Origin of the sequence: Synechococcus sp. UW86, assembly GCF_900474085.1 — a bacterium.
GTDB lineage: Bacteria > Cyanobacteriota > Cyanobacteriia > PCC-6307 > Cyanobiaceae > Parasynechococcus.
Map to the genome: position 1 here is coordinate 34,669 of NZ_UCNU01000015.1, position 12,808 is coordinate 47,476.

Sequence of the window (12,808 nt, forward strand, 5' to 3'; positions counted from 1 at the left end):
CTTGTTCAAGGCGGATTCCAGACTGTTGTGATGCGGGACCACGCTTCTCCCATCCCCCCAGCCCGCCGCCGACGCCTGCGGAGCTTGAACTCCGGCCAGGAGCCCTGGCAGCTGCAGGATCCCGCCGGAGCCGGTCAGCTGGTTGATCTGGCGAGCAACGACTACCTCGGGCTCAGCCGTCATCCCGATGTGCTCGCAGCGGCATCGGAGGCCATGGCCTCCGATGGCGTTGGTGCCGGTGGATCTCGCCTGATCACCGGAACCCGACCACGCCATCTGGAGCTGGAAGCAGCTCTCGCCACCTGGCTGAACCGTGACCGGGTGCTGCTGTTCCCCAGCGGATTTCAAGCCAACATCGCCGCCCTAACGGCCCTGAGTGACAGGCACACCATCGTGTTGGTGGACCGGCTGATCCACCACTCGCTGCTGGCCGGCGTCCGCACCAGTGGGGCGCGGCTGCAACGCTTTGCCCACAACGATCTTGAAGATCTCGACCAGCGGCTGCAGCGGCTTAAGCCGACAACACGGCCACCACTGGTGATAACGGAAAGCCTGTTCAGCATGGAAGGCACCAGCCCTGATCTGCAGGGCATTGCCGACCTTTGTGCCCACCACGGTGCACAGCTGCTGGTGGACGAAGCCCATGGCCTGGGGGTGCTGGGGCCCGGCGGCCGTGGGCTGTGCCATGGACTCCAACGGCCTGTGGCCTTGGTGTGCGGCACCTTCGGCAAAGCCTTCGGCAGCGGAGGTGCGTTTTTGGCTGGGGACCACACGACGATGGAGCTGCTGCTGCAAACCAGTGGGGCCTTCCGCTACACCACGGCCCTGGCCCCACCGCTGGTGGCGGGAGCCCAGGCTGCCCTGCGCCTGATCCAAGCCCATCCCAACTGGGGAAGCGAGCTGAGCCAGCGCTCGGAACGCTGGAGGACAGCACTGGCGCACCAGGGCTGGGCGAAACCAGCAGGACACGGCCCCGTTCTCCCGCTGTTGGTCGGGGACGACCAGGACGCGCTCGACCTCCAGCAACAGCTGGAGCAGGCGGGGCTGCTGTCGGTGGCGATCAGACCGCCCACCGTGCCGGAGGGGACCGCCCGTTTGCGCCTGGTGCTGCGGCGGGACCTGCCGGAGGGCACATTGGAGCAACTGCTCGCAGCCCTCGGCTCTCGATGATGCAGGTCCTGGCGATGCATGGTTGGGCTGGCCAGGCCGGCACCTGGTCCCACTGGCGCCAACGCTTTGAAGACGGGGGAGCGAAATGGTCCAGCGCGGACCGGGGCTACAGCGGCGGTGAGACCGTTGCTCCGGCATGGCCCCCCGGCCCAGGACGCAACCTGTTGATCGCCCACTCCCTGGGGCTGCACCTGCTGCCGGCAGCTTTGTTGGCGCAGGCCGATGCGGTGGTGCTGCTGGGGAGCTTCAGCGCCTTCGTGCCCCACGGGCGCGCAGGGCGCGCGGTGGCGGTGGCTCTGAAGGGGATGCAGGCGGCCCTGGGCACCGACGAGGAACTGACGATGCTGGAGCGCTTCCTCGACAAAGCCGCTTCACCCCATGCCCGCAGCGCCCTGCCCCCAGCCCCCCTGCTGCAGGGTTTGACGAGCCTGGGGCGCCAGCGGCTGCAGCAGGATCTGGAGCTTCTGGCGCGTTGCCAGAGCCTGCCAACGGGCTGGCCTGAAGCGGTGCCTGTGCTGGTGGTGCAGGGCGAACAGGACGCTGTGGTGCACACCGCATCAGCACAACAGCTGATCGATGACCTCGGAGCGCAGCAGCTGACCCTGCATCGGGATCCGAATTGGGGCCACGCACTGATCACACCAACGGTGCTCTCGGTGGTGCAGCAATGGCTGGGGGCCCTGTGATTCGCTCCGACCAGGTGCTGGAGCGCTTCAGTCGCGCAGCACCGACCTATGCAGGCGAGGCGTTGCTGCAACGGGCGATGGCCTGGCGCCTGGCCCAACTGAGCCGTCGCTGCTCCATCCGGCGCGGCCTGTGGGCTGACCTCGGCAGCGGCACCGGTCATCTGGCCGCAGCCCTGGAAGTCGCTCATCCAGGCCAGCAGGTGATCCGTCTTGACGGAAGTGCCGCCATGTTGAACAGCCACCCCCATGGAACACGCACCCTGCGGCATGACCTGAGCCGCGGGTTACCGAACTGGAGTGAGCCTCCGCAACTGCTGGCCTCCAGCTTTGTTTTGCATTGGTTACCGGATCCAGCCCAGCAGCTTCGGCGTTGGGTGGATGCCCTGCCAAAGGGGGGCTGGCTGGCCCTGGCAGTGCCGGTGGCTGGAAGTTTTCCGCAATGGCAGCACGCCGCCCGGGCAGCGAATCAAACCTGCACGGCCTTGTCCATGCCGGTGCGGGAGCAACTGATGGCAGCCCTGCCAGATGGGGTGGTGCAACGGGACGAGTGCCTGAGCTTCACCCAACGCGCCGCCAATCCACTGCGGCTGCTGCGACCGATGAGCAACATCGGCGCCTCCGTCACCAACGGGGGCCAGCTCTCCCCAGGCCAATGGAAGGCCGTCTTCCGAGCTTGGCCCCAAGCCGATGCATCAGCCGGGTTCGCCCTGACCTGGAGGATGTGGGTCCTGATGGTGAAGCGATGAACGGCAGCGTCAGTCGCCTGGTGGTGTGCGGAACCGACACGGACGTCGGCAAAACCGTGGTGAGCGCGTGGCTCGTACAGGGGCTTCAGGCCAGCTACTGGAAGCCGGTGCAGAGCGGACTGGAGGGCGGCGGTGACCGCGAACGGGTGCGGCAGCTGTTGAACCTCCCGCCGGAACGGATGCTGCCTGAGGCCTATGCCTTCCGAGAGCCGGTCTCCCCCCACTGGGCCGCCGAACTGGACGACACGCCACTCGACCCTGCCCAACTCGCCATTCCCCAGCATCAGGGATCCCTGGTGGTGGAGACGGCTGGAGGGTTGATGGTGCCCCTCACCCGCAACTGGCTCCAGATCGATCAACTGGTGGAGTGGCAGTTGCCCATCGTTGTGGTGGCCCGCAGTGGACTGGGCACCCTCAACCACACCCTGCTCAGCTTGGAAGCGTTGAGACGGCGGAATCTCACGGTGTTGGGACTGATCCTCAACGGCCCCCTCCATGCCGACAACCCGGGGACCCTCAAGCAATTCGGTGACGTCCCCGTTCTGGCGCAGCTCCCGCCCCAGGCCTCGCTCTCAGCAACGGTTCTGGAGCGGCTTTGGCACGAGCAAAATCTCACCACTACATTCCGAGAAGTGTTGAAGCGCTCGTCCCCGTGACTTCACGTCAAACCCTCGCGACCCTGGCTGTTTCAGCACTCTGCGTTGGGATTCTGGTGCTGTTCACCGACATCGAGGTGCAGCTGGTGCGCTGGGTGAACTGCAGCGCCATCGCCACAGAGGCGGAAAAGAAGAGTGACGTCTGCCGCTGACCCCTCAGCCCAGGGCCTTTGAACCGGTAGGGCAGGTGCCCAGACGCATCGCGGCATGGCGCACGGCGACCCGCAGCGGCCATCCGTGACTGAGTTCAGCCTGGATCACCTCCAGCTGGGACGAGGACCAACCCCGCAGCTCGAGATCACTGCGAATCGCTTGCCAGTCGCCCTCAGGGACAACGAGACGTCGCTTGGCCGACGGCTCAGGCCGCGTGGTGGGAACAAAACGCTTGGATTGACGACGGGTGCGTGGGGCAGCCATCCGGGGCATCTCCAACAGCTCCAGATTCAATATGGCAAAAGCTGCCGCTGCTGCCATGGGGTCGATCCGCCATCCGAATCTTTGGCCCCCCTTCACCCAGATGGCTAGCGCAGCCAACTCCCAACGGGTGGTGTCTGGAGACGGTGCCCTGCTGATCCGTGAGCACGGCGAGCCCCTGATCGATGCCATCAGCAGCTGGTGGGTCACCCTGCACGGCCATGCCCATCCGGTGTTGGCCAAGGCCATCGCCGATCAGGCCGCCCGCCTCGAGCAGGTGATTTTTGCCGACTTCACCCATGAGCCTGCGGAACAGCTGGCCGTGCGCCTGAGCGGCCTCTGCGGCCTGCAACGGCTGTTCTTCTCCGACAACGGCTCCACTGCGGTGGAAGTGGCGCTGAAGATCGCCTGCCAGTGGTGGGCCAACCGGGGCCAACCGCGTTATCAGATCGTCGCCTTCGACGGGGCTTATCACGGCGACACCTTCGGAGCGATGGCCGTTGGCGAACGCAACCTGTTCAGCGCTCCCTTCGAAGACAAGCTCTTTCCCGTCGCCCGGGTTCCCTGGCCGGCCACCTGGTGGGATGACGATGCCGTGGAGGCCAAGGAATCGGCAGCACTCGCGGTGCTCGAGCGCGTGCTGGAGACACCGACAGCGGCGGTGATCCTCGAGCCGCTGCTGCAGGGGGCCGGCGGCATGGCAATGGTGCGGCCGGAGTTTCTGAGGCAGGTGGAGGCACGCACCCGCCAGGCGGGAGCCCTGCTGATCGCCGATGAAGTGCTCACGGGCTTCGGACGCTGCGGCGACTGGTTCGCCAGCCGGCGAGCGGGCATCCGGCCGGATCTGATGGCCCTGTCCAAAGGCTTGACGGGGGGATGTCTGCCGATGGGCGTGACCATGGCCAGCGAAGCGGTGTTCGAAGCCTTCGTCGGTGACGACCCCTGCCTGACCCTCTGGCACGGCCACAGCTTCACGGCCAATCCGCTGGGCTGCGCCGCGGCCAACGCCAGCCTCGACCTGCTGGAGCGCAACCCCACCGCCTTTCAACAGTTCGAACAACGGCATCGTCCGCACCTCGAACGGTTAGCGCGCCATCGGAAGGTGCAACATCCCCGGCTGACGGGGACGGTGGCCGGCTTCGACCTCGTTGTGGAGGGGAGCTCGGGCTACCTCAACCCGGCAGGGCCGAAGCTGAAACGGCTGGCGATGGAGAACGGCGTCTTCCTCCGCCCCCTGGGCCAGGTGGTCTATCTCCTGCCACCGCTCTGCATCAGCGATGCCCAGCTGGAACGCTGCTATTCGGTGCTGGAGCAGGCCCTCGATCAGCTCTGAAGCTGCTGGCCTCAGGGCCCCGCCTGAATCGCCGCCTCGACATCGGCCCTGGAGAGTACATAGGGCAGCGAACACTGCACCATCGCCTCCAGGGAACCCGGGTGCCAGATCACTTTGAGGTCCTCCCGTTCCAGCAGCAACAACGCTCGCCATTCAGAACGCTCGAGCATCCACTGGCAGGGGTTGTCGTCCATGCGAACAGCACCCAGCTGCTGGAGCCAAGCCTCAAGCGCCGGGAGAGAGTGCTGATTCAGCGGGGTGCTCTCCGGGGGCAGGGCGGCCATCAGGTTGCGAACGCACGGAAGTGTTCTGAGTCTGCTCATCCGCCAGCCAACTCGGCGACACCTGCCAATCGCGGCCCTGGGCAAGCGCCACCCCCAACCCCAGCACCAGGCTGAGCAACAGCGCGATGCTCAACAGCACCAGCGAGAACCATTCCCCACCGGAGAGGGGCCTGCGCTGACCAATGCCCTGCCAGGCATCCGGGCGGGACTCACGCTGCAGTGGCGGGGACGATGACGGCACCTGGGCGCCAAGACTGAGGGTTGCCTGGCTCTGGCGCAGCAGAACGTCGTAGGACTCCTTGAGCTGCTGAAACGCAATGCTGGCCTGTTCGGGCGGCAGCTGCGTGGTGTCGGGATGCAGGGCCTTGGACTGGCGTCGAAAGGCCTGGCGCAAGGTTTCAGCGTCAACCCCGGGACGCACGCCAAGCCGTTCGTGATGGCTGGGGCGGACTTCGGACACAGGGGACGGCCGGTACTTCATCCTAAGAAGAGTTGTTGCTGCAGCCATGGCCGCCACCGCGCCTGAACCGGCGTTCTGGGACGCCCTGGGATGGCAGCCATCGCAGGCGCAGCGCGACCAGCTGATGGAGCTTCAGGGCCTGCTGCAGAGCTGGAATGAACGGGTCAACCTGACGCGCCTGGTGAACGGCGACGATTTCTGGATTGGTCAGGTCTTCGACAGCCTCTGGCCGCTGGCGGCGGAACTCCACTCAGCGGACGAGCCGCAGCAATGGATTGATGTGGGAACCGGGGGAGGCTTCCCCGGCCTCGCCATCGCCATTGCCCTTCCCCAGGCACAGGTGACCCTGCTGGATTCCGTCGGACGCAAGACCGCCGCCGTGGAGGCCATGGCCGGAAGCCTGGGCCTTGCCGATCGGGTGCGGGTCCGCACCGAGCGGATCGAAACCACCGGGCGCGATCGCCACTTCCGCGGCAGCTTCGATCGCGCCGTGGCACGGGCTGTGGCAGCAGCTCCCGTGGTGGCCGAATACCTGGTGCCCTTGCTGAAGAGCGACGGCCAGGCCCTGCTGTATCGGGGCCAGTGGACGGACAGCGATGCCGTGCCGTTCAACAGGGGCCTGCGGCTGCTTAAGGGCCATCTGATCGAGGTGCAGCACCGGCAACTGCCCGGTGATCGCGGCACGCGGCACCTGCTGCGGGTGCAACCGAACGGCCCCTGCCCCCGCAGCTACCCAAGGGCCGTGGGAACACCCAGCCGGGATCCTCTGGGGAGCTAAGAGAAACGCTCAGACGCTCGACAAGCGCATCTGGGATTCGCCCTTGAGCCGCTGCTTGAGGCTGCGCAGAATCTCTGGGATGCGCTTACGCCACGGGCTCTCCTGCAGGACGCTCTGCAGCTCTTCTGCACTGACCTCCGCATCAAAGCCATCGGCATTGGCCCCGGCAAACCAGTGGCCCCCGGAGCCCAGCAACCCATAGCGGGCCTTGGCATAACTCTTGAGATCCCAGGCCTCCAGCAGGTTGTACAGCCAAAGCAACACCGGCAGGTTGATTTCCCCAGGCGTCGCATGCCAAGGCGGCAGCCCGACGGACCAGGTGGCCATCCAGTCACGACCCAATGCTTCATCGGCCGCTTGCCGAAGCCGCTGATCCACTGGAGCAAGCAAGGACGCTGCCTCCGGCAGCAGGCGCAACGCCTCCAGGTGAAGCTCGAGATCCTCCGGCCGGGCCGCTCCCACGCTGATGGTGTGAACCCGCGGATCCTGGAGACAGAACAGGTCGTTGAAGACGATGGGATGCAGCGGTGCACACAGCTCCAACAGCCGTTGGGATGGCGTGTGCAGATGGCCGCCCTTGTCAGTGGGACTGATGATGAACACCCCCATGTCCTGACGGCGGGCCGCATCCAAGGCAGGGCCGTTGTCCTGGCGGATGTAATACCAGTGCAGATTCACGTAATCGAAGGCACCGGAGTCGCAGGCCTGTGCGATCAAGGCGGTGGGGCCATGGGTGGAGAAACCCACGTGACCAATACGGCCCTCCGCCTGCCAACGGCGCACCACCTCCATGCAGCCCCCGGGTTGAAGGGTCTGCTCAAGATGCTCCGGCAGGTTGATGCCGTGGATGGCCAGTAAATCAAGGCGATCACAGCCCAACCGCTCAAAACTGAGCTCCAGCTCCGCCTCGAAGGCGTCGGCATCGGGCCGGGGAGGCACCTTGCTCTGCAGCAGACGGGAGGGATCAGGTGTGCGCGGCAGGGCCCAGCCCAGCTGACGTTCGGAGCTGCCGTAGTGCCGCGCCGTTTCAACATGGTGAAAGCCCAGATCCACCGCGCGCTTCAGGGTCGCCTCGAGCTGGGTCTGCGATGCAGACGTGATCTCATCAGCAGGAAGGTCGGTCCAGCTCTGCTGAAAGCGCATTCCCCCGAGAGACAACAGGGGGATCTCAAGCTCCGTGCGGCCGAATCGGCGGGTGGGAAGCGCCATCAACCCTGGGGACGCGGTTGCAGATTCTGGCGAATCAGGTTTTGCCGCAACGTTTCCAACGATTCAAAAGGAACCCAGTGAATGCAATCCACAGGACAGGTGTCGATGGCCTCCTGAATGCATTCGGTGGAGTCACCGTCCTGTCGGATGGCCCTTGAGCGTCCCAGATGCGGCTCAACAACAAAGGTGTTCGCAGCCACGTGAGCGCAGTAGCGACAGCCGATGCAGACGGCTTCATCCACCCAGACAGCCTGATCGCGCATGTCTCCCCCGAGCAGGGGTTCCCTCCCGGTGGCCTGCTCCTGCGGGCGAGCGGGGGCGGAAAAGGCGTGAGACGAAGGATCAGCCAGGATTCAGGCGTCCCAGCGGGTCACCACGAGTTCGATCGAACCATCCTCGGTTTGGGTCTGCTCGGCAACCTGAAATCCTTCCTTGGTGGTGGCAGCCAGAACCGTATTCAAGGCGTAGCGCTGGGTGAGCTTGGAGAGAAAACGTTCCACAGGAATCTGCTGCTTCCACAGATCAAGGTCGGTGACCAGCTCATAGGACTCCGATGCGCTGTTCCAGCGGAAACCGATGTCACCCCCGTCCTGCACGGCGATGGCCAGATCAGCGGCGACGGTCTGGCCGCGGTAGCCGCGCACGGGACGTTCACCCTGATCAGGGGCATACCCCATGTCTTCCAGGGCTTTCACCAGAGGCTCCAGCTGACGCAGTTCGGTTTTGACGGTGCTGAAATGCGACATCAGTTCAAATGAGCGGGAAGAGACTGGGACTGGACCTCAGGCTGCAGAAACGCTTCGGATGTGGACTCCTGACGTTCAACCGTTCCAAGAGCAGCTTCCACTTCTTCAGTGAGCTGCTGGCACGCTTCACCAGCAACACCCTCGACCCGTTCTTCCACACGGCCGTCAGGCCGAATGGTGAAACGAATGGTCTTCTGGGGCATCGAAGAAGCGTGATTTGCGCAGCAATCTAGTGGGGGTCACCCCTGAATGTTGCGTTTGCCGTTACATGAGCGGCGCTACAGGATGAAACCGTCGTTGATCAGAGCCTGCAGGCGTTCCAGCACCAGCGGATCCTCCAGCTGCTCGAGGGCCGTTCTGGCCTCATCGCGCACGGAGATCTCCCCGTCATGGAGCAGGGCACTCACCAAGGCTTCAACGATCTCGGCTTGCCGCGGCTGCACCAGCTGATCCATCAAACGGCCCAAAGCCCAGATGCAGTTGCTGCGCACCACCGCTTCGCTGTCAATGCGCAGACTCACCAGCAATTGCCCCGCTGCGGGGTCGGCCTTGACCGGGGAACGGCTGCCGGCTTCCGCCAGGGATCCCGGACACCAGAGGCGCACCGCTGCGACATCCGTCTGCAGCGCCCGGATCAACGGATTGAGCACCGGAGCATCGGGGAAATTGCCCAGGCTCCAGGCCGCAGCCTTGCGGACGTAGGCATTGGCATCGAGCTGCAGCAGCTGCAATAGCGGCTCAACAGCCGGCGGTGATGGATTGCGGCCCAAGGCGTAGACGGCACTCATCCGCTCCACCGGACAGGAGTTCTGGAGCAAGGGCAGCAGCAGGGCAATCGAACGGGGATCACGGTGTTCACAAAACACCTGCAGGCCCTGCAGCCGTTCTCCGTGGTTGCCACGCAACCAGACCAGGCCCTGGTCACAGGCCCGGGCAATCTCCAGGGAGGAATCCTGCTCGGCGTCATCGAGCTGGATTGCATCAAGCGGATCAACGTCGTCTTCCGCCGCCAGCTCACGCGCCAGCAGATCAGGATCCACAGAGAGGCTGGACAGCCCCTGGTCCTTCTGTTGGCTGCGGTCGTCAGTCATGCGGGGATGCTACGGGGGCCATTCCAGGACTCAACCCATCGGGGCTGGAGCCAGCATGTCACCGGGAAGCCAGATGCGGGCACTCACAGCGAACAACGCCAGGGCAAACAGAAGAACAATCAGAGCCGGCAGAAGCGTGGAACGAAAAAACGACACCGGAACAGGCCAATCAAGGCGTCATTCTGCTCAAGAGGGCACGGCATCGACTCGCCGCCGCAGCTGCCAGATCGAGAGGATCAGCACCGACAGACCGATCCAGCCACTCCACTGTTGATGCAACAGGAAGCCTCCGGTGCCGAGCAGGCCGCCAAACAACACACCACAGGCCAGCACGAAGCGCCGCAGCATGGCCGGCAACGACTCCATCGGCATGACGCCGAAGCGCTGGCGCAAGCGTGACCACCCGGGGCCCGGAGGACGCACCGTCCGCACAAACCGCTCCAAAACAGCATCCGATTCCGGCGGCGTGCTCAGCATCACCGTCAACCAGACCACAGCGGAGAGGCCGGTGATCACCGCAATGCGAACCCCGTAATCCTCGATCCGAACCAGGGGCACCACCGAGGTGAACACCCCAACGAAAAAGCCGCAGAGCATCGCCGACAGCTCCGCGGCTGCATTCACGCGCCACCAGAACCAGCGCAGCACCAGAACCACACCGGGGCCGGACCCGATCGCGATCACCAGCCGAAACACCGTGCCGATGCTGTCGCTGATCAAAGCAGTGATCACCCCAAGAACGAGCAGCAGAACCGTGGTGAGTTGTCCCACCAGCAACAGCTCCCGCGAACCGGCAGAGGGGCGAACAAAGCGCTGATAGAGGTCGTGGGTGAGGTAGCTGGCTCCCCAGTTCACCGAAGTGCTCACGGTGCTCATGAACGCCGCCACCAGAGAGATCACCACCAGGCCGAGCGCCACCGGGGGCAGCAGTTGCACGGCCAGGGCGGGATAGCCGAGCTCAAGATCAGCACCAGCCGGCAACAGCACCAGGGCTGCCAGCGCGACCACGATCCAGAGCCAGCTGCGCACGAGGTAATTCACCACCAGAAACACCCAACCCGCCAGCCGCGCCTGCTGCTCATCGCGGGTGGCAAGCATGCGCTGGATGAACTCGCCACCCCCATCGCTGCGGCGGAAACTCCACCACTGCACAGCGATGTAGGCCGTGAACATCGGGATGCTGATGCCACTGCCCTGCAACCAGTGGAAGCCCGCGTCATCCCAGGTCCAGGGCACCAGAGACAGCAGCTCCGGCCGCTGCAGCGCCTGCAGTTGCTCCAACAGCGCTGTCATCCCTCCTGCGGCATGGAGGGCAGCCGCAGCCACGGCCAGGGCACCCGCCAACGCCAGCACGAGCTGGACCAGATCGGTGACCACGACGGCCCAGAGCCCTCCGGCCACGGTGTAACTCATCACAAGCAGAGCCACGACCATCAGGAGCCAGATCGTGTCCGTCAGTCCCAGTGCTGCGGGTTGACCCGACACCAGCCCCAGCGCTTCCACCACCTTGCGGAGGGCGAGAAAGGCATAGCCGATGCCGATGCAGTTCACCGGCACGGCCAGCAGGAAAGCCTTGATGCCGCGCAACCAAGCCGCCGCCGCTCCGCCATAGCGCAGCTCGGTGAAGGCGGCGTCGGTGAGCACACCGCTGCGGCGCCAAAGGGGTGCGAAGACAACAGCCATGGCCACGTGGGCCAAACCAAAGCTCCACCACTCCCAGTTGCCCGCCAGGCCGCGGGCACCCACCAAGCCGGCGACGTAAAGCGGCGTATCGATGGAGAAGGTGGTGGCCGCCATCGAGGCGCCGGCCAACCAACCGTTCAGACGACGGCCAGCCACGAAATAATCCGCCTCGCCGCTGTTGCGGCGGGCCAGCCACAACCCCAACACCAGGGTGAGAACGAGGTAAGCAGCGAGAAGCAGCCAATCGATCGCTGTCATGCGCAGACCCTGTTCCTCAGCAGTCTGCTGAGGAACAGGGCATCAGCCCACCCTTCAGCTCCCGGATGAATTGGGGGCCATCTGCTGACGCCGGAGCTGACCGCAGGCCGCATTTTGATCGAGCCCCCGGCTGGCCCTGAGGCTCACGGCAACACCGCGCCGCTCCAACACACGACGAAACGCCTCGATCCGCTGCGGCGTTGGTCGTTTGAACTCCTCCTCCTCAATCGGGTTGTAGGCGATCAGGTTCACGTGGCTCTGAAAACCACCAACGCGATCCGCCAGCTCTGCAGCGTGCTCGGGCTGATCGTTGAGTTCACCGAGCAGGATGTACTCAAAACTCACCCGCCGTCCGGTCACATCCAGATAGTGACGGCAATCCTCAAGCAAAGCCTCATAGGGGTAGGCATGGGCTGTGGGAATGAGCTCCTCGCGCAGCCGCTGGTTGGGGGCATGGAGGCTCACCGCCAGGGTGAACTGGGCGCGGCCCAGCCGCTGCATGGCCAGTTCCGCGAGTTGCGGCAAGGTTTTCGGAACACCCACCGTGCTGACGGTGATGCGCCGTTGGCCGATGCCGAGATCATCATTGAGGCAGCGGATCGCCTCCAGCACAGCGCTGCTGTTGAGCAGGGGCTCGCCCATGCCCATGAACACGATGTGGGAAGGACGACGGTCCATCGCCTCACGCACACTCAGCACCTGATCCACGATTTCGTGGGTCTGAAGTGAACGCTGCAGCCCCCCTTTGCCGGTGGCACAGAAGCGGCAGGCCATGGGACAACCCACCTGGCTGGACACACAGACGGTGAGGCGTTGGTCGGTGGGAATCCCGACCGTTTCGATGGTTTCGCCGTCCTCGGCGGAGAGCAGCAATTTGGTGGTGGCATCCGTGGCCACGGAACGATGCACTTCCTTCAGCCGGCCCACATCAATGCCGCTCTCCAACAAGGCGGCACGCCAGGTCTTGGGGAAGACCGTGATGTCGGCCAGGGATCGAGCCCCCTTGGCATAGATCCAGTCATGCAGCTGACGGCCGCGGAACGGCTTCTGTCCCTGGGCGACGGCCCAGTCCTGCAGCTCGGCCGCGCTGCGACCCAGCAAAGCCTGGGTCACCAGATCAGCAGACCATGGCCAAGCTTGATCTCCACCGCCATCAGGGCGATGAAGCCAAGCATGGCCAGACGTCCATTCAGCCGCTCGGTATGGGTGTGGAACCCATATTTGGGCAGGCGTCTCTTGGGGATCTCAGTGGGCGTAAGCATGGAAGGGGCTGCAATGGTGAACGATTGAGCGG

At 64.8% G+C, this 12,808-nt stretch carries 19 protein-coding genes; 7 read left to right on the forward strand and 12 right to left on the reverse strand.

All coding sequences use genetic code 11. The features are described from left to right. Positions 1–30 precede the first annotated feature (30 nt). From DXY04_RS07440 to DXY04_RS12110, 5 genes are read left to right on the forward strand one after another with little or no spacing between them, the layout of a single operon-like run. Positions 31–1,170, forward strand: a complete 1,140-nt coding sequence (locus DXY04_RS07440; protein ID WP_115161595.1) for an 8-amino-7-oxononanoate synthase — start codon at positions 31–33, stop codon at positions 1,168–1,170. Further along, entirely contained in the window at positions 1,170–1,856 is a 687-nt protein-coding gene (locus DXY04_RS07445; protein ID WP_244278618.1) for a serine aminopeptidase domain-containing protein, read from the forward strand. Before DXY04_RS07440 ends, DXY04_RS07445 begins: the two co-directional genes overlap by 1 nt. Then, complete coding sequence (locus DXY04_RS07450) at positions 1,838–2,602, forward strand: methyltransferase (protein ID WP_115161597.1); 765 nt, start codon at positions 1,838–1,840, stop codon at positions 2,600–2,602. The genes DXY04_RS07445 and DXY04_RS07450 overlap by 19 nt, the downstream gene beginning before the upstream one ends. Then, positions 2,599–3,258, forward strand: coding sequence for a dethiobiotin synthase (bioD, locus tag DXY04_RS07455; RefSeq protein ID WP_115161689.1), 660 nt, complete (start codon positions 2,599–2,601; stop codon positions 3,256–3,258). Before DXY04_RS07450 ends, bioD begins: the two co-directional genes overlap by 4 nt. Beyond that, a complete protein-coding gene (locus DXY04_RS12110; protein WP_170951363.1) occupies positions 3,255–3,410 on the forward strand; it encodes a hypothetical protein in 156 nt (51 codons plus the stop codon). The genes bioD and DXY04_RS12110 overlap by 4 nt, the downstream gene beginning before the upstream one ends. A gap of 4 nt (positions 3,411–3,414) precedes the next feature. Here the strand turns inward: DXY04_RS12110 and DXY04_RS07460 are convergent, their stop codons facing one another. Continuing rightward, entirely contained in the window at positions 3,415–3,684 is a 270-nt protein-coding gene (locus DXY04_RS07460; RefSeq protein WP_114989557.1) for a hypothetical protein, read from the reverse strand. A gap of 22 nt (positions 3,685–3,706) precedes the next feature. On the opposite strand from DXY04_RS07460, the gene bioA reads away from it, so the two are divergent. Continuing rightward, a complete protein-coding gene (gene bioA, locus DXY04_RS07465; protein WP_115161598.1) occupies positions 3,707–5,005 on the forward strand; it encodes an adenosylmethionine--8-amino-7-oxononanoate transaminase in 1,299 nt (432 codons plus the stop codon). An 11-nt stretch (positions 5,006–5,016) separates the two neighbouring features. Here bioA and DXY04_RS07470 read toward each other — a convergent pair whose 3' ends face one another. Together DXY04_RS07470 and DXY04_RS07475 are read right to left on the reverse strand one after the other, a co-directional pair. After that, complete coding sequence (locus tag DXY04_RS07470; RefSeq protein ID WP_244278619.1) at positions 5,017–5,289, reverse strand: DUF3143 domain-containing protein; 273 nt, start codon at positions 5,287–5,289, stop codon at positions 5,017–5,019. Beyond that, the gene (locus DXY04_RS07475; protein WP_115161600.1) at positions 5,231–5,770 is read right to left on the reverse strand and encodes a J domain-containing protein; all 540 of its coding nucleotides are present in this window, start codon (positions 5,768–5,770) and stop codon (positions 5,231–5,233) included. The genes DXY04_RS07470 and DXY04_RS07475 overlap by 59 nt, the downstream gene beginning before the upstream one ends. Before the next feature lie 25 nt (positions 5,771–5,795). On the opposite strand from DXY04_RS07475, the gene rsmG reads away from it, so the two are divergent. Beyond that, the gene (gene rsmG / locus DXY04_RS07480; protein ID WP_115161601.1) at positions 5,796–6,527 is read left to right on the forward strand and encodes a 16S rRNA (guanine(527)-N(7))-methyltransferase RsmG; all 732 of its coding nucleotides are present in this window, start codon (positions 5,796–5,798) and stop codon (positions 6,525–6,527) included. Between the two features lie 9 nt (positions 6,528–6,536). Here rsmG and DXY04_RS07485 read toward each other — a convergent pair whose 3' ends face one another. The 9 genes from DXY04_RS07485 to DXY04_RS07520 all read right to left on the reverse strand — a co-directional run bounded on the left by DXY04_RS07485 (position 6,537) and on the right by DXY04_RS07520 (position 12,776). Beyond that, the gene (locus tag DXY04_RS07485) at positions 6,537–7,736 is read right to left on the reverse strand and encodes an aldo/keto reductase (protein WP_115161602.1); all 1,200 of its coding nucleotides are present in this window, start codon (positions 7,734–7,736) and stop codon (positions 6,537–6,539) included. Further along, entirely contained in the window at positions 7,736–8,086 is a 351-nt protein-coding gene (locus DXY04_RS07490; RefSeq protein ID WP_244272378.1) for a ferredoxin, read from the reverse strand. Before DXY04_RS07490 ends, DXY04_RS07485 begins: the two co-directional genes overlap by 1 nt. Before the next feature lie 3 nt (positions 8,087–8,089). Further along, positions 8,090–8,482: a DUF1257 domain-containing protein gene (locus DXY04_RS07495; RefSeq protein WP_115161603.1), complete on the reverse strand. Its 393-nt coding sequence runs from the start codon at positions 8,480–8,482 to the stop codon at positions 8,090–8,092. Beyond that, positions 8,482–8,685, reverse strand: a complete 204-nt coding sequence (locus DXY04_RS07500; protein ID WP_115010030.1) for a DUF2997 domain-containing protein — start codon at positions 8,683–8,685, stop codon at positions 8,482–8,484. Before DXY04_RS07500 ends, DXY04_RS07495 begins: the two co-directional genes overlap by 1 nt. 75 nt (positions 8,686–8,760) lie before the next feature. Then, positions 8,761–9,573, reverse strand: coding sequence for a HEAT repeat domain-containing protein (locus DXY04_RS07505; protein ID WP_115010031.1), 813 nt, complete (start codon positions 9,571–9,573; stop codon positions 8,761–8,763). 30 nt (positions 9,574–9,603) lie between these two features. Then, positions 9,604–9,729 carry a hypothetical protein gene (locus DXY04_RS12540; protein ID WP_011365010.1) on the reverse strand — a complete coding sequence of 42 codons (126 nt, stop codon included), beginning with the start codon at positions 9,727–9,729 and terminating at the stop codon, positions 9,604–9,606. 30 nt (positions 9,730–9,759) lie between these two features. Further along, positions 9,760–11,514 carry a sodium:solute symporter family protein gene (locus tag DXY04_RS07510; RefSeq protein WP_115161604.1) on the reverse strand — a complete coding sequence of 585 codons (1,755 nt, stop codon included), beginning with the start codon at positions 11,512–11,514 and terminating at the stop codon, positions 9,760–9,762. A 54-nt stretch (positions 11,515–11,568) separates the two neighbouring features. After that, positions 11,569–12,627, reverse strand: coding sequence for a 23S rRNA (adenine(2503)-C(2))-methyltransferase RlmN (gene rlmN, locus DXY04_RS07515; RefSeq protein ID WP_115161605.1), 1,059 nt, complete (start codon positions 12,625–12,627; stop codon positions 11,569–11,571). Next, positions 12,624–12,776, reverse strand: a complete 153-nt coding sequence (locus DXY04_RS07520; RefSeq protein WP_115161690.1) for a high light inducible protein — start codon at positions 12,774–12,776, stop codon at positions 12,624–12,626. The genes rlmN and DXY04_RS07520 overlap by 4 nt, the downstream gene beginning before the upstream one ends. Positions 12,777–12,808: the final 32 nt, after the last annotated feature.

Coding starts and splice junctions, on each gene's coding strand:
- DXY04_RS07450 (WP_115161597.1), top strand. CDS start 1,838: ATGGCTGGGGGCCCTGTGATTCGCTCCGACCAGGTGCTGGAGCGCTTC.
- bioA (WP_115161598.1), top strand. CDS start 3,707: ATGGCAAAAGCTGCCGCTGCTGCCATGGGGTCGATCCGCCATCCGAAT.
- DXY04_RS07510 (WP_115161604.1), bottom strand. CDS start 11,514: ATGACAGCGATCGATTGGCTGCTTCTCGCTGCTTACCTCGTTCTCACC.
- rsmG (WP_115161601.1), top strand. CDS start 5,796: ATGGCCGCCACCGCGCCTGAACCGGCGTTCTGGGACGCCCTGGGATGG.
- bioD (WP_115161689.1), top strand. CDS start 2,599: ATGAACGGCAGCGTCAGTCGCCTGGTGGTGTGCGGAACCGACACGGAC.
- DXY04_RS07445 (WP_244278618.1), top strand. CDS start 1,170: ATGCAGGTCCTGGCGATGCATGGTTGGGCTGGCCAGGCCGGCACCTGG.
- DXY04_RS07475 (WP_115161600.1), bottom strand. CDS start 5,770: ATGAAGTACCGGCCGTCCCCTGTGTCCGAAGTCCGCCCCAGCCATCAC.
- DXY04_RS07520 (WP_115161690.1), bottom strand. CDS start 12,776: ATGCTTACGCCCACTGAGATCCCCAAGAGACGCCTGCCCAAATATGGG.
- DXY04_RS07495 (WP_115161603.1), bottom strand. CDS start 8,482: ATGTCGCATTTCAGCACCGTCAAAACCGAACTGCGTCAGCTGGAGCCT.
- DXY04_RS07470 (WP_244278619.1), bottom strand. CDS start 5,289: ATGGCCGCCCTGCCCCCGGAGAGCACCCCGCTGAATCAGCACTCTCTC.
- DXY04_RS07440 (WP_115161595.1), top strand. CDS start 31: ATGCGGGACCACGCTTCTCCCATCCCCCCAGCCCGCCGCCGACGCCTG.
- DXY04_RS07500 (WP_115010030.1), bottom strand. CDS start 8,685: ATGCCCCAGAAGACCATTCGTTTCACCATTCGGCCTGACGGCCGTGTG.
- DXY04_RS07485 (WP_115161602.1), bottom strand. CDS start 7,736: ATGGCGCTTCCCACCCGCCGATTCGGCCGCACGGAGCTTGAGATCCCC.
- DXY04_RS07460 (WP_114989557.1), bottom strand. CDS start 3,684: ATGCCCCGGATGGCTGCCCCACGCACCCGTCGTCAATCCAAGCGTTTT.
- DXY04_RS07505 (WP_115010031.1), bottom strand. CDS start 9,573: ATGACTGACGACCGCAGCCAACAGAAGGACCAGGGGCTGTCCAGCCTC.